Raw genomic sequence first — 20,154 nt, 5'->3', positions numbered from 1 at the left:
ACCCACTCAGTGGGCGCCGCCCTGCGCCTCCAGGCGCTTGTAGGAGGCCTCGATCTCGGCCTCGGCCTCGGCGCGGCCGACCCAGTTGGCGCCCTCGACCGACTTGCCCGGCTCCAGGTCCTTGTAGACCTCGAAGAAGTGCTGGATCTCCAGGCGGTCGAACTCCGACACGTGGTGGATGTCGCGCAGGTGCTCGACGCGCGGGTCCGAGGCGGGGACGCACAGCAGCTTGTCGTCGCCGCCGGCCTCGTCCGTCATACGGAACATGCCGATGGCGCGGCACTTGATCAGGCAGCCGGGGAAGGTCGGCTCGTCCAGGATGACCAGCGCGTCCAGCGGGTCACCGTCCTCGCCGAGGGTGTTCTCGACGAAGCCGTAGTCGGCCGGGTAGCTGGTCGAGGTGAAGAGGCGGCGGTCCAGGCGGATGCGACCGGTCTCGTGGTCGACCTCGTACTTGTTCCGCGACCCCTTCGGGATCTCGATGGTGACGTCGAACTCCACGGGTGGCTCCTCCTGAATCAAACACATGTGAATGCCTGCGACGACGCGCAGTGATTAAGTGTCCCTCACGCCTGTGTGTGATCGCGAAAGGGGCTGGTCAGCAATGCCGGAGCCGAGGACGTGGCAGGTCACGGCGGGTGCCGCCGTGCTCGGTCTGGCCCTGGCCGCCGGAGCGGTGACCGCCGCCGGCCCGTGGGACACCGGTCAGCGTAAGGCCGAGCGGGCCCGCGCGGCCGCCACGGCTCCCACAGGTGGCGCACATCACGCGGACACCCGTCCCCCCGCGGGCCCGCCGCGCCCCGTCCCCGCACCCAGCGCCGCCGGAGTGCTCCGCGCCCTCGGCGCGGCGGAGACCACCCGCCCGAGCGACCTCGCCGCCACCCTCGTACCGCTCCTCGCCGACCCCGGCCTCGGCACCCTCCGCACCGCCTCGGTCGTCGACGCGACCACGGGCGAGCAGCTGTACGGGGAGGGCGCCACGACCCCCATGACCCCCGCCTCCACGATCAAGATCGCCACCTCGGTCGCCGCCCTCTCGGCCCTCGGGCCCGACCACCGCATCCCCACCACCGTCGTCGCCTCACCGGACGGCCGCACGGTCACCCTCCTCGGCGGCGGCGACCCCACCCTCGACCGCACCCGCCTGAAGGCCCTCGCGACCGACACCGCCCGAGCCCTGAAGGCCCGGGGCGTCACCTCCGTACGCCTCGCCTATGACACGAGTCTCTACCAGGGCCCCGCCCACCACCCCATCGGCGTGGACGAGAACATCGCCCCCGTCAGCGCCCTGATGCTCAACGCCGGCCGCCTCGACGGCTCCGTCAGCGGCATCGCCGCGCGGACCACCGACCCCGCCGGCGACACCGCCGCCGCCTTCGCCGAGCTCCTCACCAAGGCCGGTACGACGGTCCAGGGCGCCCCCGCCCCCGGCCGCGCCCCCAAGGCACCCAAGGGCGCCGAAGGCACCGAGGCCGCGCCCCTCGCCCGTACCGACTCCGCCCCGCTCTCCGCCCTCGTCGAGCGCACCCTCACCCACAGCGACAACGACCTCGCCGAGGCCCTCGCCCGGCAGACCGCCCTCGCCCGCAAGCAGCCCGCGAGCTTCACCGGCGCCGGCAAGGCCGTCCAGGCCGAACTCGCCGCCCTCGGCCTGCCCACCGCCGGAACACGCTTCGCCGACGGCAGCGGCCTCTCCCGCGACAACCGCGTCTCCGCCGCCCTGCTCACCGGCCTCCTCACCCGAGCGGCCGACCCCACCCGCCCCGCCCTGCGCCCGGTCCTCACCGGCCTCCCGGTCGGCGGCTTCAGCGGCACCCTCGAAGGCCGCTTCGACACCGGCCCCGCCACCACCGGCGCCGGCCTCGTCCGCGCCAAGACCGGCACTTTGCGGGGCGTCGACACGCTGGCCGGCACCGTCGTCACCGGCGACGGCCGCCTCATCGCCTTCGCCTTCCTCGCCGGCCGCACCTCTTCCGCCTACCAGGCCCGGCCCGCCCTCGACCGGCTCTCCGCCGCCCTCGCCGCCCCGAGCCGACCCGTACCGAACCTGCCCTGATCCGGCGGGAGAACGTACGGTTGACGCATGACGAGCATCGGTGGTGCCGAGATGGTCGACTGGAATCTCGCGGTCGCGACCGCGACCCGCCTGGTGAGGCCGGGCCCGGAGGTGAGCCGTGAGGAGGCCCGCGAGGTCGTCGCGGAGCTGCGCCGGCACGCCAAGGCGTCCGAGGAGCACGTCAGGGCCTTCACCCGGATGATCCCCGAAGGCCACGAACCACGGGACACACCCGTCCTCGTCGTGGACCGCGCCGGCTGGGTCAGGGCCAATGTCGCCGGCTTCCGCGAACTGCTCGCCCCGCTCCTCGACAAGATGCAGGAACGCCGCTCGAACACCCCCGGCGGCACCATGCTCGGCGCGGTCGGCGGCAAGGTCACCGGCGTCGAACTCGGCATGCTGCTGTCCTTCCTCGCCTCCCGCATCCTCGGCCAGTACGAGACCTTCGCCCCCGCCACCCGCGAACTCCCCGCCGGCGACAACGGCGGCGGACGACTCCTCCTCGTCGCCCCCAACATCGTCCACGTCGAGCGCGAACTCGACGTCGACCCCCACGACTTCCGGCTCTGGGTCTGCCTCCACGAAGAGACCCACCGCACCCAGTTCACCGCCGTCCCCTGGCTGCGCGACCACCTCCAGGGCGAGATCCAGGCCTTCCTCGGCGCCACCGAGGTCGACCCCTCGACCGTCGTCGAACGGCTGCGCGAAGCCGCCCAGGCCCTCGTCGGCGGCCGCCCCGAGGGCGAGGAGGGCGAACCCTCCCCCTCCCTCGTCGAACTCGTGCAGACCCCCGAACAGCGCGAGATCCTCGGCCGCCTCACCGCCGTCATGTCCCTCCTCGAAGGCCACGCCGACTACGTCATGGACGGCGTCGGCCCCCAGGTCGTGCCCTCCGTCGCCGAGATCCGCGAGAAGTTCCAGCAGCGCCGCGCCCGCGGCGCCTCCCGCCTCGACCTCGCCCTGCGCAAACTCCTCGGCCTCGACGCCAAACTGCGCCAGTACCGCGACGGAGAGCGCTTCGTCCGGGCCGTCGTCGACGAGGTCGGCATGGACGGGTTCAACCGCGTCTGGACCTCCCCCAACACGCTCCCCACCAAGGCCGAGATCGCCAAACCGGCGGACTGGATCGCGAGGGTGCACCGTAAGGCAGACTCCTGAGACGGGTGCGGCGTACGACGGAAGAACACACCCCCAATCACCCATCCGAGGGACCCTAGGCAAAGGGTGGGGCGTGCAATGCTCGGGTAACGGCCAGGTTCTGTCACCATCGACGCACTCTGAGTGACCGAACCCCCTCTTCCGACCGTTAAGACACCGACCGAGGCACCCCACCCCATCACGAAGGGCACCGGACATGGGTCCCCATCCTGCGGTCGCGGCGATACGCCTGGCGGTCCGCCGCGTACTCCACGACGTTCTCACCGAGCACCAGACCGACCCCGCCACGACACCCGGCCCGCACCCCCTGGGCCCCTCCCCCGACCGGCCCACTCCCCTGGGCCCCTCCCCGGACCGGCCCACCCCGCTGGTCCTCGTGGCCTGCTCCGGCGGCGCCGACTCCATGGCGCTCGCCTCCGCACTCGCCTTCGAATCACGCAAACTCGCCGTCCGCGCCGGCGGCATCACCGTCGACCACGGCCTCCAGGACGGCTCCGACCAACGCGCCACCGAGGTCGCCGGCCGCATGGCCGCGCTCGGACTCGACCCCGTCGAAGCCGTCACCGTCACCGTCGGCCGCGAAGGAGGCCCCGAGGCCGCCGCACGCGACGCCCGCTACGCCGCCCTCGACGCCGCCGCCGAACGCCACGGCGCCACCGCCGTCCTGCTCGGCCACACCCGTGACGACCAAGCGGAAACCGTCCTCCTCGGCCTCGCCCGCGGCTCCGGCATCCGCTCCCTCTCCGGCATGGCCGCCGTCTCCGGCGCCTCCGGGCGCTACCGCCGCCCCTTCCTGGGGCTCGACCGGCAGACCGTCCGCAAGGCCTGCGTCGCCCAAGAGCTGGCCGTCTGGGACGACCCGCACAACGCGGACCCCGCCTACACCCGCTCCCGCCTCCGCCACGAAGGCCTCCCCGCCCTCGAGAAGGCCCTCGGCAAAGGCGTCGTCGAAGCCCTCGCCCGCACGGCCCAGCTCTCCCGCGACGACGCCGACGCCCTCGACTCCTGGGCCGCCGACGCCGAGGCAGCCGTACGTGACGAAGCCGGCCGACTCGAATGCGCCAAGCTCTACGGACTCCCACCCGCCGTCCGCCGCCGCATCCTGCGCCGCGCCATGATCGCCGAAGGCGCACCCGCCGGCTCCCTCTTCGCCCGCCACATCGAAGAGGTCGACCGGCTGATCACCGGCTGGCGCGGCCAAGGAGCCATCAATCTGCCCGGCCGCGTCGAGGCACGACGGCAGGGTGGCAGACTGGTCATTCGGCAAGGCTGACGCACGCTGCAACGAAAGTGACCCGGGTGAACGAGAAGGACATGGGCACCGACCTCCAGTCGGTGCTCATCACCAAGGAAGAGATCGACGCCAAGCTGGCCGAGCTGGCCGCGAAGATCGACGCGGAGTACGCGGGCAAGGACCTGCTCATCGTCGGCGTCCTCAAGGGCGCCGTGATGGTGATGGCGGACCTGGCGCGCGCGCTGTCCACCCCCGTCACCATGGACTGGATGGCCGTCTCCTCCTACGGAGCCGGCACCCAGTCCTCCGGCGTCGTCCGGATCCTCAAGGACCTCGACACCGACATCAAGGGCAAGCACGTCCTGATCGTCGAGGACATCATCGACTCCGGCCTGACGCTCTCCTGGCTGCTCTCCAACCTCGGCTCGCGCGAACCCGCCTCCCTGGAGGTCTGCACCCTCCTGCGCAAGCCGGACGCCGCCAAGGTCGCGATCGACGTGAAGTGGATCGGATTCGACATCCCGAACGAGTTCGTCGTCGGATACGGCCTCGACTACGCCGAGAAGTACCGCAACCTCCCCTTCGTCGGCACACTCGCGCCGCACGTCTACGGAGGCTGAGACACGGGAACCCGTACCGCCCTCCCGCCGTTGGAGCAAGGGAAGGCGGTCACGGGCCACCATGCTGAGGTACCGTCCGAAGAACAGCTTTTTCTCATAGCAGCTCTCACAGCAGCATTTACCTACGGGCAGGAGGGACGGAGCGTTCTCGCTCCGTATGGATGGACGTGAAGCGATACTTCCGTGGGCCGGTCATGTGGATCGTGCTGGCCGTCCTCGCCGTGGTCGTGCTGATGCAGGTCGTCGGCTCGTCCGAGGGCTACAAGACGGTGGACACCAGCAAGGTCGTCCAGGCGATCACTGACAAGCAGGCCAACCAGGTCAAGCTGACGACCGGCGACGAGCAGGTCATCAAGGTCGAACTCAAGAAGGACGCCGACAAGAACAAGTACGGCGGCAGCACCAAGATCCAGGCCAGCTACATCGGTGACCAGGGCGCCAACCTGACCACCACGCTCCAGGAGCAGTCCGCCGCCGGCGACCTCGACAAGGGCTACACCGTCTCCCCGGAGCGGCAGAGCCCGTTCCTGTCGGTGCTGCTCTCGCTGCTCCCCTTCGTCCTCATCGTCGTCGTCTTCCTGTTCCTGATGAACCAGATGCAGGGCGGCGGCTCCCGAGTCATGAACTTCGGGAAGTCCAAGGCCAAGCTGATCACCAAGGACACCCCGAAGACGACCTTCGCCGACGTGGCGGGGTCCGACGAGGCCGTCGAGGAACTCCACGAGATCAAGGAATTCCTCCAGGAGCCGGCGAAGTTCCAGGCCGTCGGCGCCAAGATCCCCAAGGGCGTGCTGCTCTACGGCCCGCCCGGAACCGGCAAGACCCTCCTCGCACGCGCCGTCGCGGGCGAGGCCGGCGTGCCGTTCTACTCGATCTCCGGCTCCGACTTCGTCGAGATGTTCGTCGGCGTCGGCGCCTCCCGAGTCCGCGACCTCTTCGAACAGGCCAAGGCGAACGCCCCGGCGATCGTCTTCGTCGACGAGATCGACGCCGTCGGCCGACACCGCGGCGCCGGCCTCGGCGGCGGACACGACGAGCGCGAGCAGACCCTCAACCAGCTCCTCGTCGAGATGGACGGCTTCGACGTGAAGGGCGGCGTCATCCTGATCGCCGCCACGAACCGGCCCGACATCCTCGACCCGGCGCTCCTGCGCCCCGGCCGCTTCGACCGGCAGATCGCCGTCGACCGCCCGGACATGCAGGGCCGCCTCGAGATCCTCAAGGTCCACCAGAAGGGCAAGCCGGTCGCCCCGGACGTCGACCTCGGCGCCGTCGCCCGCCGCACCCCCGGCTTCACCGGTGCCGATCTCTCCAACGTCCTCAACGAGGCGGCGCTCCTCACCGCCCGCTCGGACAAGAAGCTGATCGACAACCACTCCCTGGACGAGGCGATCGACCGCGTGGTCGCGGGCCCGCAGAAGCGGACCCGGATCATGTCGGACAAGGAGAAGAAGATCACCGCGTACCACGAGGGCGGACACGCCCTGGTCGCGGCGGCCTCGCCGAACTCCGACCCGGTCCACAAGATCACCATCCTGTCCCGCGGCCGGGCCCTGGGCTACACCATGGTGCTCCCGGACGAGGACAAGTACTCGACCACGCGCAACGAGATGCTCGACCAGCTCGCGTACATGCTGGGCGGGCGCGCGGCCGAGGAGCTCGTCTTCCACGACCCGACCACGGGCGCCGCGAACGACATCGAGAAGGCCACGGCCACCGCACGCGCGATGGTCACGCAGTACGGCATGACCGAGCGGCTCGGCGCGATCAAGTTCGGCGGCGACAACACCGAACCGTTCCTCGGCCGTGAGATGGCGCACCAGCGCGACTACTCGGAAGAGGTCGCCGCGCTGGTCGACGAAGAGGTCAAGAAGCTCATCGAGACCGCGCACAACGAGGCCTGGGAGATCCTCGTCGAGAACCGTGACGTCCTCGACAACCTGGTCCTCCGGCTGCTGGAGAAGGAGACGCTCAACAAGGAGGAGATCGCCGAGATCTTCGCCCCGATCGTCAAGCGCCCGGCCCGCCCCGCGTGGACCGGCTCCTCCCGCCGCACGCCATCGACCCGCCCGCCGGTGCTCTCCCCCAAGGAGCTGGCACTGACGAACGGCGCGAACGGCAGCGCGACGGTGGACACCACCAAGACGCCGACCACCGGCATCGAGGTGGCCCCCGAGGAGGCCCCGGAGGCCTGACCTCCACACCCGGAATGGATGCCGCGCCCCGACAGGTTTTAGCCTGTGGGGGCGCGGCATCTTTTTCGCGCCATATGAGTCAGACGGAACGAGGCACAGATGACCGACCCGGTGACGCTGGACGGCGAGGGCACGATCGGCGTATTCGACGAGAAGCGCGCCGAGAACGCCGTACGAGAGCTCCTCATCGCGGTCGGCGAGGACCCGGACCGCGAGGGGCTGAGGGAGACGCCGGCGCGGGTTGCGCGGGCGTACAGGGAGCTGTTCGCCGGGCTGTGGCAGAAGCCCGAGGATGTCCTGACGACGACGTTCGACCTGGGGCACGACGAGCTGGTGCTCGTGAAGGACATTGAACTGATGGCCAGCTGTGAGCATCACTTGCTCCCATTTTATGGCGTAGCTCACATTGGTTACATTCCGGCGGAAACGGGCAAAATTACTGGCCTGTCAAAGTTGGCTCGCCTTGTCGATGTCTTCGCCCGCCGCCCGCAGGTGCAGGAGCGGCTGACGACGCAGATCGCCGATTCGCTGATGGAGATCCTGGAGGCGCGTGGCGCGATCGTCGTCATCGAGGCCGAGCACATGTGCATGTCCCTGCGTGGAGTCCGCAAGCCGGGCGCGAAGACGACGACCTCGGCGGTACGTGGTCAACTTCGTGACGCTACTACACGAGCCGAGGCTATGTCCCTGATATTGGCCCGTTAGTAGCGAGCTGTCCGCCTTGCTCCATACCGTCCCCGATCAGTGGAGTTGATCGCTGATCAAGGGGGATCGGTATGGGGTATGGGCTTTCCAGCAAGATGCTGGTGAACCTGGTAGACGGCTGGGCTCAGGCGAAGAACGTCTTCCCCGGCAGTGTGCTGTGGACGCTGGACGGCGACCGGACGGTGCAGACCACGGTCGCGGGCGTGATGGCGGTCAAGGGGCGCGATGCCGTCGAGGTGGTCACGGACCATACGACCTTTGTGGCAAGCCCAGACTTGCTGCTGGCCACGCCGGACGGGTGGACGCACGCCTCAGATGCGGCAGGGATGACGGTCGCCTGGACGTATGCGCGGAAGCTGTGCCGGGAGCGTCTGACGATCAGGCCGGGGTACGACTTCGGCTACTTTGTAGGCGCCACCTGCGCCGACGGGACCGTCCACAAGAACTACGTGTCCCTGATCGTCAACGACGAGGGCTTCGCGTCCCGGTACGCGGCCGCCCTGACGGCCTGCACGGGGCGGTCCGCGCGGCTGGAACCGGTGACTCGGCCGTCCGGATATCTGAAGCGGCATGTGGCGGGATTCCGCGTGCGAGTCGTCTCGTCGTACCTAGCAGATCTGGTGAGGCAGTACGTCGGGGGCGACGCGCACCATATGCGGCAGGAGTTCCCGCGCGTCGTCCTGCGAGACGTGGCGACGTTCACGGGGTTCATGGACGGCTACGCGGACGGGGACGGCTGTCGTGTGCGGTGGGGCGGCTTTCAGGGAAGGGTGGTGGCAAGTGCCAACGTCCCGTTTCTGCGCGAATGGGCACCGATCATCGGAGCTCGCTTCACACCCGATATGCAGGGTCGGGCGTCGCGTCTCTACATCTCCGATCGCTGGCTCAGCAGGGACACCTACGGGCCGGAGCAGCACCCCTTGCAGCTCAACGAAGCGGAGTGGGTAAAGGTCCGCGAGGTCCGTCCCCGCCCCGCGCTTGGCACGAAACCCTTCACGTTCTACAGCTACCGGCTCGAACCGCACCCCACCTTCCTGGTGAATGGGCACCTCGTGCGCGAGCCCTGGTAGCCCGGTGGTGTCAGTGCGGCCGGCCGTATGACGCCTTCGAGGCCGCCGAGGAGACCTCCGACTGGCTGCGGCACTGGACGGTACGGGACCACCGGGGGCATGCCGCGCTCTGCCGCTGAGCCTCAGGCCACCGGGGCTGTGCCCTTGCCGTTGTCCTCGTCCTCGGGGAGTTTGCAGACGTGCTCCAGGAAGAGGGCCGCCGCGATCACGCCGATGCCGGCCAGGACCGAGAAGCCGGCGTAGATCGCCTGGTCGCGGCGGGCCGGGATGTCCAGGGAGCCGAGGAGGAAGACGCCGACGCCGCCGTACATGCCGGCGACGAGGGCGGCGACCAGGGCGCTCGCCTGGCCGAAGACCACGGCGCGGGCCGCCATCAGGGGTTCCACGCCCTTGGCGCCGGGGCGGCGCTCGCGCTGGGCCTTCAGGCGGGAGCGGAGGGAGAGGGCCGTGGCCGCGAGGACGACCGCGATCGCCGCGAGGACGATCGGCGCGGCGAGCGGCACGCTCGGCAGGGAGCCCACCGCGTCCCAGAGGCGTGCGCCGCCCCAGGACAGGATTCCGGCCACGATGAACAGTCCGGCGAGAACCTTGAGCCGCAGTTGTTTCACCGGGTGTCCTGTCCTTCGTACGTGTCGGGTCTCCGAGACTAACGACTACTCGGGCAGACGGAGTTCCAGGTCGACACGCGCCACGACGCCGTCGTGGCCGACCGACGCGAGGAGCTCCGCGATCGGGCCGTGTCCGGGCAGCTGGGCCGCGGGGTCCACGTCGTGCCAGGGGGCGAGGACGAAGGCCCGCTGGTGGGCGCGGGGGTGGGGGAGGGTGAGGACGGGGTCGTCGGAGACCACTTCGGCGTACGCGACGATGTCGACGTCGATGGTGCGCGCGCCCCAGCGCTCCTCGCGGACCCGGTGGAAGGCTTCTTCGACGGCGTGCGCGCGCTCCAGGAGGGAGCTGGGCGGCAGGGTCGTCTTCACCAGGGCGACGGCGTTGAGGTACGAGGGCTGGGAGCCGGGCTCGACGCCCCAGGGCTCCGTCTCGTACACGGGGGAGACGGCCTTGACCCGGAGGCCGGGGGTGTCTTCCAGGGCGTCGACGGCGCCCTGGAGGGTCTCCAGGCGGTTGCCGAGGTTGGCGCCCAGGGCGATGACGGCCCATTTGGGGTTGGAGAGCGTGACGTCGGCGGCGTCGACGGCCGCGACGACGGAGGCGGGTACGGGCTGCACGGTGGGGTCGCTGTGCGTGCTTTTCATACTCGGCTCCGGGTGATGGTGATGGTCACGTCGTCGAAGGGGACCGTGATGGGCGCGTCCGGCTTGTGGACGACGACCTCGACCTCCTGGACGCCGGCGTGCTTGAGGCACTGCTGGGCGATCCGCTCGGCGAGCGTCTCGATCAGGTCCACCGGCTCGCCCTGGACGACATCGACGACTTCCTCGGCGACGACGCCGTAGTGCACGGTCTTCGTCAGGTCGTCGTCGGCTGCCGCGGGGCGGGTGTCCAGGCCGAGGACGAGGTCCACGATGAAGGTCTGGCCTTCTTCGCGTTCCTTGGGGAAGACGCCGTGGTGTCCTCGGGCCTTGAGGCCGCGCAGCGCGACACGATCCACGCGAATCACTCCTGCTGTCGTAGTTCAGTGGCCACGCAGCCGGGTGCGGACGGCCGGGTGTCCAGCATCGAATCTACCTGCGGGCACCGACAGCGCTTGCCCATGGGGGGCTGAGGCGAGGGCCACAGGGGCTGGGAGCGGCCCCTACCCAGGGGGCCGGATTCCAATCCTCGTGGTCCTCCGAAAGGGCGCGGGATCCCGTTCAGGAGCCGGGTTCCTCGTCCTCTTCCTCGTCCGTTTCGGTGAGGACGGGGGAGCCGTGGTGGGACCAGATCCGCCAGCCTTCGAATGTGCGGCGGAACACATTGGTGGCGACGACGAGCTGGCCGACGAGGGGTCCGAGTTCGGCGCCGTCCTCGGCGGGTCCGCCGCTGAGGATGTTCTCGGTGCAGGTGACGACGGCCACGTCGCCGGCGAGGGAGACCTGGAGGTCGGTCAGGAAGAACTGGATGTATTCGGTGTTCGCCATGATCAGGGCGTACGAGCGGAGGACCTCGCCGCGGCCGGAGAGGACGGGCCAGCCGGGGTGGACGCAGCTGATCGGGGTGGCGCCGTCGTCGAGCCAGAGTTCGGAGATCTCTTCGAAGTCGCCGCGCTCCATCGCCTCGTAGAAGGCGGTGTTGGCGGCCTCGACCGCTTCGGTGTCGGTCTGGTGGGTCACGCGGCTCCCTCGACGGCTCTGGCGACCCGGACGGCGTCGGCGGTGGCCCTGACCTCGTGGACCCGGACGGCCCAGGCGCCCTCGTGGGCGGCGATGGCGGAGACGGCGGCGGTGGCGGCGTCGCGTTCGCGTGCGGGGGGCGGGGCGGCGCCTTCGTGGGCCAGGACGTGGCCGAGGAAGCGCTTGCGGGAGGCGGCGACGAGGAGGGGTCTGCCGAGGGCGCGCAGTGCGGGGAGGTGGGCGACGAGGGCGAGGTCGTGGGGGGCGTGTTTGGCGAATCCGAGGCCGGGGTCGATGACGATCCGTTCGGGGGCGATGCCGCCTTCGACGACGGCTTCCATGCGGTGGCGCAGTTCGGTGACGACTTCGCCGACGACGTCGTCGTAGACGGCGAGGCTGTTCATGTCCTGGCTGAAGCCGCGCCAGTGCATGACGACGAAGGGGACCTCGGCGGCGGCGACGGTGGGGACCATGGCGGGGTCGGCGAGGCCGCCGCTGACGTCGTTGACGAGTGCGGCGCCCGCGGCGACGGCCGCGCGGGCGACGGAGGCGCGCATGGTGTCGACGGAGACGGTGACGCCTTCGGCGGCGAGGCCGCGGACGACGGGGACGACGCGGCGCAGCTCTTCCTCCTCGTCGACGCGGCTGGCGCCGGGTCGGGTGGATTCGCCGCCGACGTCGACGAGGTCGGCGCCTTCGGCGACCAGGTCGAGTCCGTGTTTGACGGCGGCCGTGGTGTCGAACCAGCGGCCGCCGTCGGAGAAGGAGTCCGGGGTGACGTTCACGACGCCCATGACGGCGCAGCGGTCCCACTCCGGCAGGCCCCGGGCCGTGCCCCGGCCGATCAACGTACTCATATGTCCAGACTAGGGGCTGGCCGGTCCGGGGGCGCCGGTCAGGCCGCTCGGGCCTCGTGGTCCGTGCGGGGAGTGACGATGTGGGCGCAGGGGCGGGGCTGGGCGGCGGAGCGGCGGCGGGCGAGGGGGCGGGGCAGTTCGAGGGTCACGAAACCTTCGGCCTGCATGGCGGCGAAGCCGATGCGGGGGAGGTCGCGGCTCTTGCGGTAGACGACGAAGCGGGGTTCCCAGCGGGGCTGGAACTTGGCGTTGAACTTGTACAGGGATTCGATCTGGAACCAGCGGGAGAGGAAGACGAGCAGTCCGCGCCAGACGCGGAGGACGGGGCCGGCGCCGATCTTCTCGCCGCGGGCGAGGGCCGAGCGGAACATGGCGAAGTTGAGGGAGACGCGGTCGATGCCGAGGCGGGGCGAGTTCTGGAGGGCGGCGACGATGAGCAGTTCGTTCATGCCGGGGTCGGCGGAGCGGTCGCGTCGCATGAGTTCCAGGGACATGCCGTCGGCACCCCAGGGCACGAAGTGGATGATCGCCTTCAGGTCGCCGTACGGCGAGTCGGGGTCTTCCTTGTGGGCGGTCGCTATGACGGCGTCGCCGTCGCCGGGGTCGCCGATCCGGCCGAGGGCCATGGAGAAGCCGCGTTCGGTGTCGGTGCCGCGCCAGTCGGCGGCGGCGCGGCGGACGCGGGCGAGTTCGCCGTCGGACAGGTCACGGACGCGGCGGACCTTGGTGGTGTAGCCGTTGCGTTCGATCCGCTTCACCATTTGGCGCACGTTGCGCATGGCGCGCCCGGAGAGGGAGAAATCCGCGACGTCCACCACCGCCTCGTCGCCGAGTTCGAGGGCGTCGAGGCCGGTCTCGCGGGTCCAGACCTCGCCGCCGGTCTCGGAGCAGCCCATGACGGCGGGGGTCCAGGAGTGGGCTTTGGCCTCGTCCATGAAGCGGTCGATGGCGCCGGGCCAGGCCTCGACGTCGCCGATGGGGTCGCCGCTGGCGAGCATGACGCCGGAGACGACGCGGTAGCAGACGGCGGCTTTGCCGCTGGGGGAGAAGACGACTCCCTTGTCGCGGCGGAGGGCGAAGTGGCCGAGGGAGTCGCGGGCGCCGTGCTTGTCGAGGAGGGCGCGCAGTCGGGTCTCGTCGTCCTCGGTGAGGCGGGCGGCGGGGTGTTCGGGGCGGAAGGCCAGGTAGATGGTGGTGAGGGCGGTGAGCATGCCGAGGGCGCCGAGGGAGTAGCCGACGGTCCAGTCGACGTTGCCGGTGTAGCCGACGGGGCCTTCGAAGCCGAGGAGTCCGTACAGGACGTGTTCGAGGCGGTCGGTGAGGCTGGGGCTGCCGATGACGCGGCGGGGGTGGGCGCTGACGATGATCAGGCCGAGGAGGATGGATCCGGCGCCCATGAGGACGAAGTTGGCGAGTGCCTTCCAGCGGCTACGGGGGTCGGGGAGGGCGGCGAACTGGTCGCGGTGGCGCAGCAGCAGGGCGAGCAGGGCGAGGGAGAGCAGGGCGCCGAGGACGGAGTGGCGCCAGACGAACTGGGCGGCGGCGCCGAGTGGCAGGAGGACGACGGCGGCTCGCCAGGCGCGGCGTTTGTGGCGCTTGAGGCCGTGGGCCAGCAGCAGGAGGAGGACGCCGGCGCTGAGGGAGAGGGCCGCGGAGAGCGGTCCGAGTGTGCCGGGGAGGATCTCGGCGACGGCGTGCATGCGGCTGGCCCGGAAGCGGGGGAAGACGCCCGCGGCGATGTCGATCAGGCCGATGAGGGTGCAGGCCGTTCCGACGAGGGAGGGGACTTTCTCGGGGCGGGGCCCGCGCAGAATCCGGCGTACCCGAACCGGAACCGATCCTGATTTGTCCCCATCTACCGTGACAGACATCGCTTCCCGTACTTCCCGTGGCTCCGCGAGAGATTGTGGTCCGGCGGCCGCGCGTGGTCGGGGCGGGCCGTGCCGGGGGTCGTGCGCCTTCTAGGACGGCCTCGTGGGGGAGCGGGTTCATTCGCGTACGGGAAATTCTCGGGAAGAAAGCTCGGTCGTCTCATGGGTCTCACCAGCAGCAAGGTTCTGGCGCTGGCCGTCACGGTGGCGGTGGTGCTGTTCGTGGCCACGGTCTGGCTGTGGCCGCGGATGGCCCGCGGCGGGTTCCGGTCCGTGCTCGGCCGGGTCGGGCTGCTGCTCGCCACCCAGCTCGCGCTGTTCGCCTCGGTCGGTCTCGCGGCGAACAACTCCTTCCTGTTCTACGGGTCCTGGGCGGACCTCTTCGGTCAGGAGCAGGACATGGGGGTGGTCGTCGACCACTCGGCCGGGTCCAGGGACGTCAAGGTGGTCGGGACGCAGGCGCTGGACGTGCCGGGCGGGGGCCGTCCCGCGGTCGGCGGGCAGATCCAGAAGGTCGTCATAGCGGGCGAGAAGTCGAAGATCGACTCCCCGGCGTACGTGTATCTGCCGCCGGAGTACTTCCAGAAGGAGTACGCGACGAGCACCTTCCCGGCCTCGGTGGTGCTGACCGGCTATCCGGGCACGGCCGAGAACCTCCTCAAGGGGCTGAAGTACCCGAAGACGGCGTTCCTGCAGGCCAAGGAGAAGAAGATGCGGCCGATGATCCTGGTGATGCTGCGCCCGACGGTGGCGCCGCCCCGGGACACGGAGTGCGTGGACGTTCCCGGGGGGCCGCAGACCGAGACGTTCTTCGCCGAGGACCTGCCGAAGGCGGTCTCGGAGACGTACCGGGTGGGGACGAAGGCGCGGAACTGGGGCTTCATGGGGAACTCGACCGGTGGGTACTGCGCGCTGAAGATCGCGCTGCACCATCCGGACCGGTTCGCGGCGGGCGCGGGGTTCTCGGCGTACTACAAGGCGGCGGAGGACGTGACGACGGGCGATCTGTTCCATGGCGACGACGCGGCGCGCAAGCGGGCCGATCTGCTGTGGAGCCTGGACCACGCGCCGCGGGGGAAGTCGTCGTTCCTCGTGACGACGTCGAAGGAGGGCGAGGGGAACCGCCGGGAGACGCTCGACTTCATCGGGAAGGTGAAGGCCCCGGCGCGGGTCTCCTCGATCACTCTCGACAGCGGCGGGCACAACTTCAACACCTGGAACCGGGAGATCCCGCCGGGGCTGGTGTGGATGAGCGGGCGGCTCAGCGCGAACTGAGCGTGGTCTCGGCGGAGGCCGCCCGCAGGGCGCGGTGTACGCCGGACGGGGTGAGGACGCCGACGTACCGGCCGCCGTCGGCGGGGTCGGTGACGGGGAGCCAGCCGGTGTCGTGCTGGAGGAGCGCCGCGAGCGCCTCGCGCAGGGAGGCGCCGAGGGGGACCGGCTCGGGGGCCGGGAGGGTGCGGCCGGGATCGTCGGCCGACACCCAGCCGGCGATCCGGCCGTCGGCGTCCAGGACCAGGGACCAGGGGGCGTCCGAGGCCGGTGCGGTCGCGCCCGTACGCAGCACGGGGGCCTCCTCCAGGGCGGTGGTGTCGACCGGGGTGACGGAGAGCCGCTTGAGGCCCCGGTCGGCGCCGACGAACTCGGCGACGTACGGGGTGGCGGGGGCGCCGAGCACCCGGGCCGGTGTGTCGAACTGCTCGATCCTGCCCTGCCCGTAGACGGCGATGCGGTCGCCGAGGCGGACGGCCTCCTCCAGGTCGTGCGTGACCAGCAGTACGGTCTTGCGGACCTGCGCCTGGAGCTTGAGGAACTCGCTCTGCAGGTGCTCACGGACGACGGGGTCGACGGCGCCGAAGGGCTCGTCCATCAGCAGAACGGGCGGGTCGGCGGCGAGCGCGCGGGCCACGCCGACGCGCTGGCGCTGGCCGCCGGAGAGCTGTTCGGGGTAGCGCTCGCCGTACGTCTTCGGGTCGAGGCCGACCAGGTCGAGGAGTTCGGCGGCGCGGGCGCGGGCCCGGGCGCGCGGGGCGCCGAGGAGGTGGGGGACGGTCGCGGTGTTGTCGAGGACGGTCCGGTGCGGGAAGAGGCCGACCTGCTGGATAACGTAACCGATCCGGCGGCGCAGCCGGACCGGGTCGACGGCGGATATGTCCTCGCCGTCGAGGAGGATCCGCCCCTCGGTCGGCTCGATGAGCCGGTTCACCATCTTCATCGTGGTGGTCTTGCCGCAGCCCGACGGGCCGACGAGCGTGACCAGTTCACCCTCGGCCACCTCGAAGGAGAGGTCGTCGACGGCCGTCGTGCCGTCCTCGTACCGCTTGGTCACCCGCTCGAACCGGATCATGGTTCCCCATTCTGCTGCCTGACGGCCGGGCGCGTGTGAAGGCCCTGTTGCCGCATTGTGGCGGTCGCCGGCGATTGTCAGTGGCGGGGGTTAGGGTCGCTGGACATACGTTCGGCAGGGCGGGCGACCGGGGGGAGGGCCGATGAGCACGTCGAGTTGTCTGGTGACGAACGACTGGATCTGCGGGGAGTATCTGCGCTCCCGCAGCCAGGAGTTGACCGACGCGACGCTCCAGCACGTGGGGATCACGGTCGTGTCCGTACTGATCGGGCTCGCCGTCGCCTTTCCGATGGCGCTGCTCGTGCGCGCCCGGCCGCGCCTCGCCGGTCCGGTCCTCGGTCTGACGACACTGCTGTACACGATTCCGTCCCTGGCGATGTTCTCGCTGCTGCTGCCCTTCTTCGGGCTCTCCGCGGCGCTGGTGGTGACCGGACTCGTGCTGTACTCGCTGACGATCCTCGTACGGAACATCCTGGCGGGCCTGGAGGCGGTGCCGGCCGAGACGCGGGAGGCAGCGCGCGGCATGGGGTACGGCGCGGGCCGGCTGCTGTGGGAGGTCGAACTGCCCCTCGCGCTTCCGGCTCTGATGGCCGGCATACGCATGGCGGCGGTCTCCACGATCGCGCTGACGACGGTCGGTTCGATCGTCGGGCGCGGCGGGCTCGGGAACCTCATCGAGGACGCGCTGCCGACCTTCTTCAAGGCGCAGGTGCTCGCCGCCTCCGTGCTGTGCGTGCTCCTCGCGGTGGCCGCGGACCTGCTGCTGCTGGGTGTCCAGCGGCTGCTCACGCCGTGGACCCGCATACGCACCGCCGCGGGGGGCGAGTGACATGAGGATCGTGGCGGACGCCTGGAGCTGGCTGACCACGGGGGCCAACTGGGCGGGTGACGGCGGTGTGTGGCACCGGCTCGGGGAGCACGTGTACGTCAGCGGGGTCGCGCTCCTGGTGGCCTGCGCCGTCGCGCTGCCGGTGGGGCTCGGGCTCGGACACCTCGGCAAGGGCGGCACGGTCGCCGTCAACGTCTCCAACGCCGGGCGGGCGATCCCCGTCTTCGCGGTCCTCGCCCTGTTCATGGTGTCGCCGCTGCGCAACGCCGGGTACGTCCCGACGGTGATCGCCCTGGTGCTCTTCGCGGTGCCGCCGCTGCTCACCAACGCGTACGTGGGCATGCGGGAGGTGGACCGGGCGGTGGTCGAGGCCGCGCGGGGGATGGGCATGTCGGGCGGACAGGTCTTCTGGAGGGTCGAGCTGCCCCTCGCCCGGCCGCTGGTCATGACCGGCCTGCGATCGGCCGCGGTGCAGGTGGTCGCCACGGCGACCATCGCGGCGATGGTCGGCCAGGGCGGCCTGGGCCGGATCATCACCGCCGGCTTCACCACGTACAACACGCCGCAGGTGGTCGCGGGCGCGCTGCTCGTGGCGCTGCTCGCCCTCGTGGTCGAGGCGGTGCTGGTGGGGGCGGACCGGCTGCTCGGCCACAGGCCCCGGTGACGACGGAACGACGACGGTCGAAGAACGACGACGAAGAACGACGCCAGACGCACGACGGAACGACGAACCACGGAACGACGAACCACGGAACGACGAACCACGGAACGACGAACGGAATGGGTGATCTCGTGAGCAGGACCTCGCGCACCGCGGGTGCGGTTCTGGGCGTGGCGGCGCTGGCCGTCGGGCTCGCCGCGTGCGGCGGCGACAGCCTGGAGAAGAGCAACGCGCCGGCGGGGGGTTCGGGCAAGGGCTCGCTCGTCGTGGGCGCCGCGGCGTTCACCGAGTCGAAGGTGCTGGCGGAGCTGTACGCGCAGGTGCTGAACGACGCCGGATACTCCGCGACCGTCACCACGGTGAAGAACCGTGAGCTGTACGAGCCGTCGCTGGAGAAGGGCGAGATCGACGTCGTACCGGAATACGCGGCGACGATCGCGGAATTCCTCAATGCCAAGGTGAACGGTCCGAAGGCGCCCGAGGAGAAGCCGGTCGCGTCCGGGGACGCGGCGGCCACGGTGGAGGCGCTGAAGAAGCTCGCGGAGCCGCGCGGACTGAAGGTCCTCGCGGTCGGTGAGGCGGTCGACCAGAACGCCTTCGCGGTGTCGAAGGAATTCGCCGAGAAGAACAAGCTGAAGACGCTTTCCGATCTGGGCGCCGCGAAGCTGAAGGTGAAGATCGCGGCCGGTGACGAATGCGCGGTACGGCCGTTCTGCGCGCCGGGCCTGAAGAAGACCTACGGGATCGACGTGGCCGGCATCGACCCCAAGGGCGTCGGGACACCGCAGGCGAAGCAGGCGGTCAAGGACGGCGTGGACCAGCTGGTGCTGACCACCACGACGGACGCCACGATCGAGAGCTTCGGGCTGGTCTTCCTGGCCGACGACAAGAAGCTGCAGAATGCCGACAATGTGCTGCCGGTCGTCAATGCCGAGGACGCCGGATCGCCGGAGATAGCCGCCGCGCTCGACAAGATCACAAAGGTCCTCACGACAGCCGATCTCGCCGAACTGAACCGCAAGGTGGACGCGGAGCGGGCGAAGCCCGCGGACGTCGCGAAGGCATATCTGGAGTCGAAGGGGCTGGTCAAGAAGTAGGGGCCGGGTAAGGGGAGTCGGCCCGGTCCGGCGGGGGTACGGTCCCGGCGGTGAGAACGGCGGCGAGAAGTGGCCAAGAGATTGCCGGGCCGACACCCCATACGGCGCCTACGCACGGTAAATTTCAGGCCATGCCACGTGGACGCCACCGCCATTCCCCTCCCCTGCACAAGCTCCTGCCGCCCTCGGCGGTGGCCGGAGCGTCGGTCGTCTGTGCCGCGGGTGCCTGGCTGCTCGCCGATCCCGTGGCGCTGCGGCTGCTCGTGGCCGCCGCCGCGGCGGCCGCGGTCACCGGCGGCGTCATCATGCGCAGTTGGGACCGGAGCGCCGGCCGGCAGGTCGCCGAGCTCACCCGGGCCCGGACCGCCGACCAGTGGAAGACCGAGGAGCGGATAGCCGAACTCGAGGCCGACCTCGAGGAGTCCCGCGAGCTGCGCGCCAAGCTCGACGCGAAGCTGCGCGCCAAGCGGGTCGAACTCGCCGGGCTGCGGGGCGAGCACGCGGCGCTGCTGCGCCGGTACGCCACCGCGGAGACCGAGCGGGCCAGCGCCCTGGAGGGCCGTCGGCAGCTCGCCCTGGAGTCGGCCGCCCCGGCCAAGGAGCTGGCGGCCGCCGGGTCCACGCCGACCCCGGCCGCGTACCGCCAGGCCGCCGACGCCCTGCGCAACCTGGCGCGCAACGCCGCCGCCCAGGAGGCCCGCCGCACGGCGGAGGCCGCCCGCAGCCGCGATCTCGCCGAGCGCGCCCGGGAGACGGAGGAGCCGCAGGGGAAGCACGCGGCGGCCGCCGGCACCGAGCAGCACGCTCGCCCGTCGACCGCCGTGGTTCCCGCACCGCCCGTCGCGTCCGCCGTGCCCGCCGTACGGCCCGTCCCGCCCGCGGCCGCGATCGTCCCCTACGCCGCCCGCCCCGTCGCGCGTCCCGCGGGAGGCTTCGACTTCTTCGGTACGCAGAAGGCGGCGGCCGCCATCGAGGCCGTGCAGGACGCCGATCTCGCGGACGTGGTGGGCGAGGAGGTCCTGGCGACCGTCGCCCGGCGCGCCCCCGAGCAGCGGGCGATCGGCCAGGTCATCGACCTGACCGCGCACGACGAGACGGAGCAGATCGACGTGGCGGAGCTGCGCGGAGCCGTGAACTCCTGAGCGTGAACTCCTGACCGCGGACTCCTGAGCGTGAGCTTCTGA

General features: G+C 70.8%; 20 protein-coding genes. 12 read left to right on the top strand and 8 right to left on the bottom strand.

The window, feature by feature from the left end; all coding sequences use genetic code 11:
• Nucleotides 1-6: 6 nt before the first annotated feature.
• Nucleotides 7-501, bottom strand: coding sequence for an inorganic diphosphatase (locus ACFYV5_RS13455; protein WP_019888410.1), 495 nt, complete (start codon nt 499-501; stop codon nt 7-9).
• Nucleotides 502-604: 103 nt separating this feature from the next.
• Between ACFYV5_RS13455 and dacB the strand changes: the two genes are divergently transcribed.
• From dacB to ACFYV5_RS13420, 7 genes are all read left to right on the top strand, one after another.
• Entirely contained in the window at nt 605-2,056 is a 1,452-nt protein-coding gene (gene dacB / locus ACFYV5_RS13450; protein ID WP_389168045.1) for a D-alanyl-D-alanine carboxypeptidase/D-alanyl-D-alanine-endopeptidase, read from the top strand.
• Between the two features lie 27 nt (nt 2,057-2,083).
• Nucleotides 2,084-3,214 (top strand): zinc-dependent metalloprotease, encoded by a 1,131-nt coding sequence (locus ACFYV5_RS13445; RefSeq protein WP_355113124.1) that lies wholly within the window; start codon nt 2,084-2,086, stop codon nt 3,212-3,214.
• A gap of 196 nt (nt 3,215-3,410) precedes the next feature.
• Nucleotides 3,411-4,487, top strand: a complete 1,077-nt coding sequence (gene tilS / locus ACFYV5_RS13440) for a tRNA lysidine(34) synthetase TilS (RefSeq protein WP_389168040.1) — start codon at nt 3,411-3,413, stop codon at nt 4,485-4,487.
• 41 nt (nt 4,488-4,528) lie between these two features.
• Nucleotides 4,529-5,068, top strand: coding sequence for a hypoxanthine phosphoribosyltransferase (gene hpt, locus ACFYV5_RS13435; protein ID WP_067161225.1), 540 nt, complete (start codon nt 4,529-4,531; stop codon nt 5,066-5,068).
• A gap of 161 nt (nt 5,069-5,229) precedes the next feature.
• Nucleotides 5,230-7,263, top strand: a complete 2,034-nt coding sequence (gene ftsH / locus ACFYV5_RS13430) for an ATP-dependent zinc metalloprotease FtsH (RefSeq protein WP_355113121.1) — start codon at nt 5,230-5,232, stop codon at nt 7,261-7,263.
• 99 nt (nt 7,264-7,362) lie between these two features.
• The gene (folE, locus tag ACFYV5_RS13425; RefSeq protein ID WP_355113120.1) at nt 7,363-7,968 is read left to right on the top strand and encodes a GTP cyclohydrolase I FolE; all 606 of its coding nucleotides are present in this window, start codon (nt 7,363-7,365) and stop codon (nt 7,966-7,968) included.
• Between the two features lie 71 nt (nt 7,969-8,039).
• Nucleotides 8,040-9,038 carry a hypothetical protein gene (locus ACFYV5_RS13420; RefSeq protein WP_389168035.1) on the top strand — a complete coding sequence of 333 codons (999 nt, stop codon included), beginning with the start codon at nt 8,040-8,042 and terminating at the stop codon, nt 9,036-9,038.
• Nucleotides 9,039-9,160: 122 nt separating this feature from the next.
• Here the strand turns inward: ACFYV5_RS13420 and ACFYV5_RS13415 are convergent, their stop codons facing one another.
• The 6 genes from ACFYV5_RS13415 to ACFYV5_RS13390 form a co-directional block, all read right to left on the bottom strand.
• On the bottom strand, nt 9,161-9,646 hold the full coding sequence (locus ACFYV5_RS13415; protein WP_389168032.1) for a DUF3180 domain-containing protein: 486 nt from the start codon (nt 9,644-9,646) through the stop codon (nt 9,161-9,163).
• Nucleotides 9,647-9,691: 45 nt separating this feature from the next.
• Entirely contained in the window at nt 9,692-10,291 is a 600-nt protein-coding gene (folK, locus tag ACFYV5_RS13410) for a 2-amino-4-hydroxy-6-hydroxymethyldihydropteridine diphosphokinase (protein WP_355113114.1), read from the bottom strand.
• On the bottom strand, nt 10,288-10,647 hold the full coding sequence (folB, locus tag ACFYV5_RS13405) for a dihydroneopterin aldolase (protein WP_158988273.1): 360 nt from the start codon (nt 10,645-10,647) through the stop codon (nt 10,288-10,290). Before folB ends, folK begins: the two co-directional genes overlap by 4 nt.
• Nucleotides 10,648-10,849: 202 nt before the next feature.
• Nucleotides 10,850-11,308 (bottom strand): nuclear transport factor 2 family protein, encoded by a 459-nt coding sequence (locus ACFYV5_RS13400; protein ID WP_355113112.1) that lies wholly within the window; start codon nt 11,306-11,308, stop codon nt 10,850-10,852.
• Entirely contained in the window at nt 11,305-12,165 is an 861-nt protein-coding gene (gene folP / locus ACFYV5_RS13395) for a dihydropteroate synthase (RefSeq protein WP_355113111.1), read from the bottom strand. Before folP ends, ACFYV5_RS13400 begins: the two co-directional genes overlap by 4 nt.
• A 38-nt stretch (nt 12,166-12,203) precedes the next feature.
• A complete protein-coding gene (locus ACFYV5_RS13390) occupies nt 12,204-14,036 on the bottom strand; it encodes a phosphatidylglycerol lysyltransferase domain-containing protein (protein ID WP_389168025.1) in 1,833 nt (610 codons plus the stop codon).
• Between the two features lie 162 nt (nt 14,037-14,198).
• On the opposite strand from ACFYV5_RS13390, the gene ACFYV5_RS13385 reads away from it, so the two are divergent.
• The gene (locus ACFYV5_RS13385) at nt 14,199-15,311 is read left to right on the top strand and encodes an alpha/beta hydrolase (protein WP_389168021.1); all 1,113 of its coding nucleotides are present in this window, start codon (nt 14,199-14,201) and stop codon (nt 15,309-15,311) included.
• Here the strand turns inward: ACFYV5_RS13385 and ACFYV5_RS13380 are convergent.
• On the bottom strand, nt 15,298-16,383 hold the full coding sequence (locus ACFYV5_RS13380; protein ID WP_389168018.1) for an ABC transporter ATP-binding protein: 1,086 nt from the start codon (nt 16,381-16,383) through the stop codon (nt 15,298-15,300). The genes ACFYV5_RS13385 and ACFYV5_RS13380 overlap by 14 nt on opposite strands.
• A 142-nt stretch (nt 16,384-16,525) precedes the next feature.
• Here ACFYV5_RS13380 and ACFYV5_RS13375 point away from each other — a divergent pair, with 142 nt between their 5' ends.
• The 4 genes from ACFYV5_RS13375 to ACFYV5_RS13360 all read left to right on the top strand — a co-directional run bounded on the left by ACFYV5_RS13375 (nt 16,526) and on the right by ACFYV5_RS13360 (nt 20,112).
• On the top strand, nt 16,526-17,212 hold the full coding sequence (locus tag ACFYV5_RS13375; RefSeq protein ID WP_389168015.1) for an ABC transporter permease: 687 nt from the start codon (nt 16,526-16,528) through the stop codon (nt 17,210-17,212).
• A 1-nt stretch (nt 17,213) separates the two neighbouring features.
• The gene (locus ACFYV5_RS13370; protein ID WP_389168012.1) at nt 17,214-17,876 is read left to right on the top strand and encodes an ABC transporter permease; all 663 of its coding nucleotides are present in this window, start codon (nt 17,214-17,216) and stop codon (nt 17,874-17,876) included.
• A 116-nt stretch (nt 17,877-17,992) separates the two neighbouring features.
• On the top strand, nt 17,993-18,970 hold the full coding sequence (locus ACFYV5_RS13365; RefSeq protein ID WP_389168009.1) for an ABC transporter substrate-binding protein: 978 nt from the start codon (nt 17,993-17,995) through the stop codon (nt 18,968-18,970).
• 131 nt (nt 18,971-19,101) lie between these two features.
• Nucleotides 19,102-20,112 carry a hypothetical protein gene (locus ACFYV5_RS13360; protein WP_389168006.1) on the top strand — a complete coding sequence of 337 codons (1,011 nt, stop codon included), beginning with the start codon at nt 19,102-19,104 and terminating at the stop codon, nt 20,110-20,112.
• Nucleotides 20,113-20,154 lie beyond the last annotated feature (42 nt).

The sequence above is a fragment of the Streptomyces sp. NPDC003035 genome (assembly GCF_042888285.1).
Taxonomy (GTDB): Bacteria; Actinomycetota; Actinomycetes; order Streptomycetales; family Streptomycetaceae; genus Streptomyces.
The sequence above is the reverse complement of the archived record's forward strand: the minus strand, read 5'-3'. Positions and strand labels throughout refer to the sequence as shown.

Bases quoted from the DNA above. Each gene is read 5' to 3' on its own strand.
- dacB (WP_389168045.1), top strand. From the start codon at position 605: ATGCCGGAGCCGAGGACGTGGCAGGTCACGGCGGGTGCCGCCGTGCTC.
- ACFYV5_RS13445 (WP_355113124.1), top strand. From the start codon at position 2,084: ATGACGAGCATCGGTGGTGCCGAGATGGTCGACTGGAATCTCGCGGTC.
- tilS (WP_389168040.1), top strand. From the start codon at position 3,411: ATGGGTCCCCATCCTGCGGTCGCGGCGATACGCCTGGCGGTCCGCCGC.
- hpt (WP_067161225.1), top strand. From the start codon at position 4,529: ATGGGCACCGACCTCCAGTCGGTGCTCATCACCAAGGAAGAGATCGAC.
- ftsH (WP_355113121.1), top strand. From the start codon at position 5,230: ATGGACGTGAAGCGATACTTCCGTGGGCCGGTCATGTGGATCGTGCTG.
- folE (WP_355113120.1), top strand. From the start codon at position 7,363: ATGACCGACCCGGTGACGCTGGACGGCGAGGGCACGATCGGCGTATTC.
- ACFYV5_RS13420 (WP_389168035.1), top strand. From the start codon at position 8,040: ATGGGGTATGGGCTTTCCAGCAAGATGCTGGTGAACCTGGTAGACGGC.
- folK (WP_355113114.1), bottom strand. From the start codon at position 10,291: ATGAAAAGCACGCACAGCGACCCCACCGTGCAGCCCGTACCCGCCTCC.
- folP (WP_355113111.1), bottom strand. From the start codon at position 12,165: ATGAGTACGTTGATCGGCCGGGGCACGGCCCGGGGCCTGCCGGAGTGG.
- ACFYV5_RS13390 (WP_389168025.1), bottom strand. From the start codon at position 14,036: ATGTCTGTCACGGTAGATGGGGACAAATCAGGATCGGTTCCGGTTCGG.
- ACFYV5_RS13385 (WP_389168021.1), top strand. From the start codon at position 14,199: ATGGGTCTCACCAGCAGCAAGGTTCTGGCGCTGGCCGTCACGGTGGCG.
- ACFYV5_RS13380 (WP_389168018.1), bottom strand. From the start codon at position 16,383: ATGATCCGGTTCGAGCGGGTGACCAAGCGGTACGAGGACGGCACGACG.
- ACFYV5_RS13375 (WP_389168015.1), top strand. From the start codon at position 16,526: ATGAGCACGTCGAGTTGTCTGGTGACGAACGACTGGATCTGCGGGGAG.
- ACFYV5_RS13370 (WP_389168012.1), top strand. From the start codon at position 17,214: ATGAGGATCGTGGCGGACGCCTGGAGCTGGCTGACCACGGGGGCCAAC.
- ACFYV5_RS13365 (WP_389168009.1), top strand. From the start codon at position 17,993: ATGGGTGATCTCGTGAGCAGGACCTCGCGCACCGCGGGTGCGGTTCTG.
- ACFYV5_RS13360 (WP_389168006.1), top strand. From the start codon at position 19,102: ATGCCACGTGGACGCCACCGCCATTCCCCTCCCCTGCACAAGCTCCTG.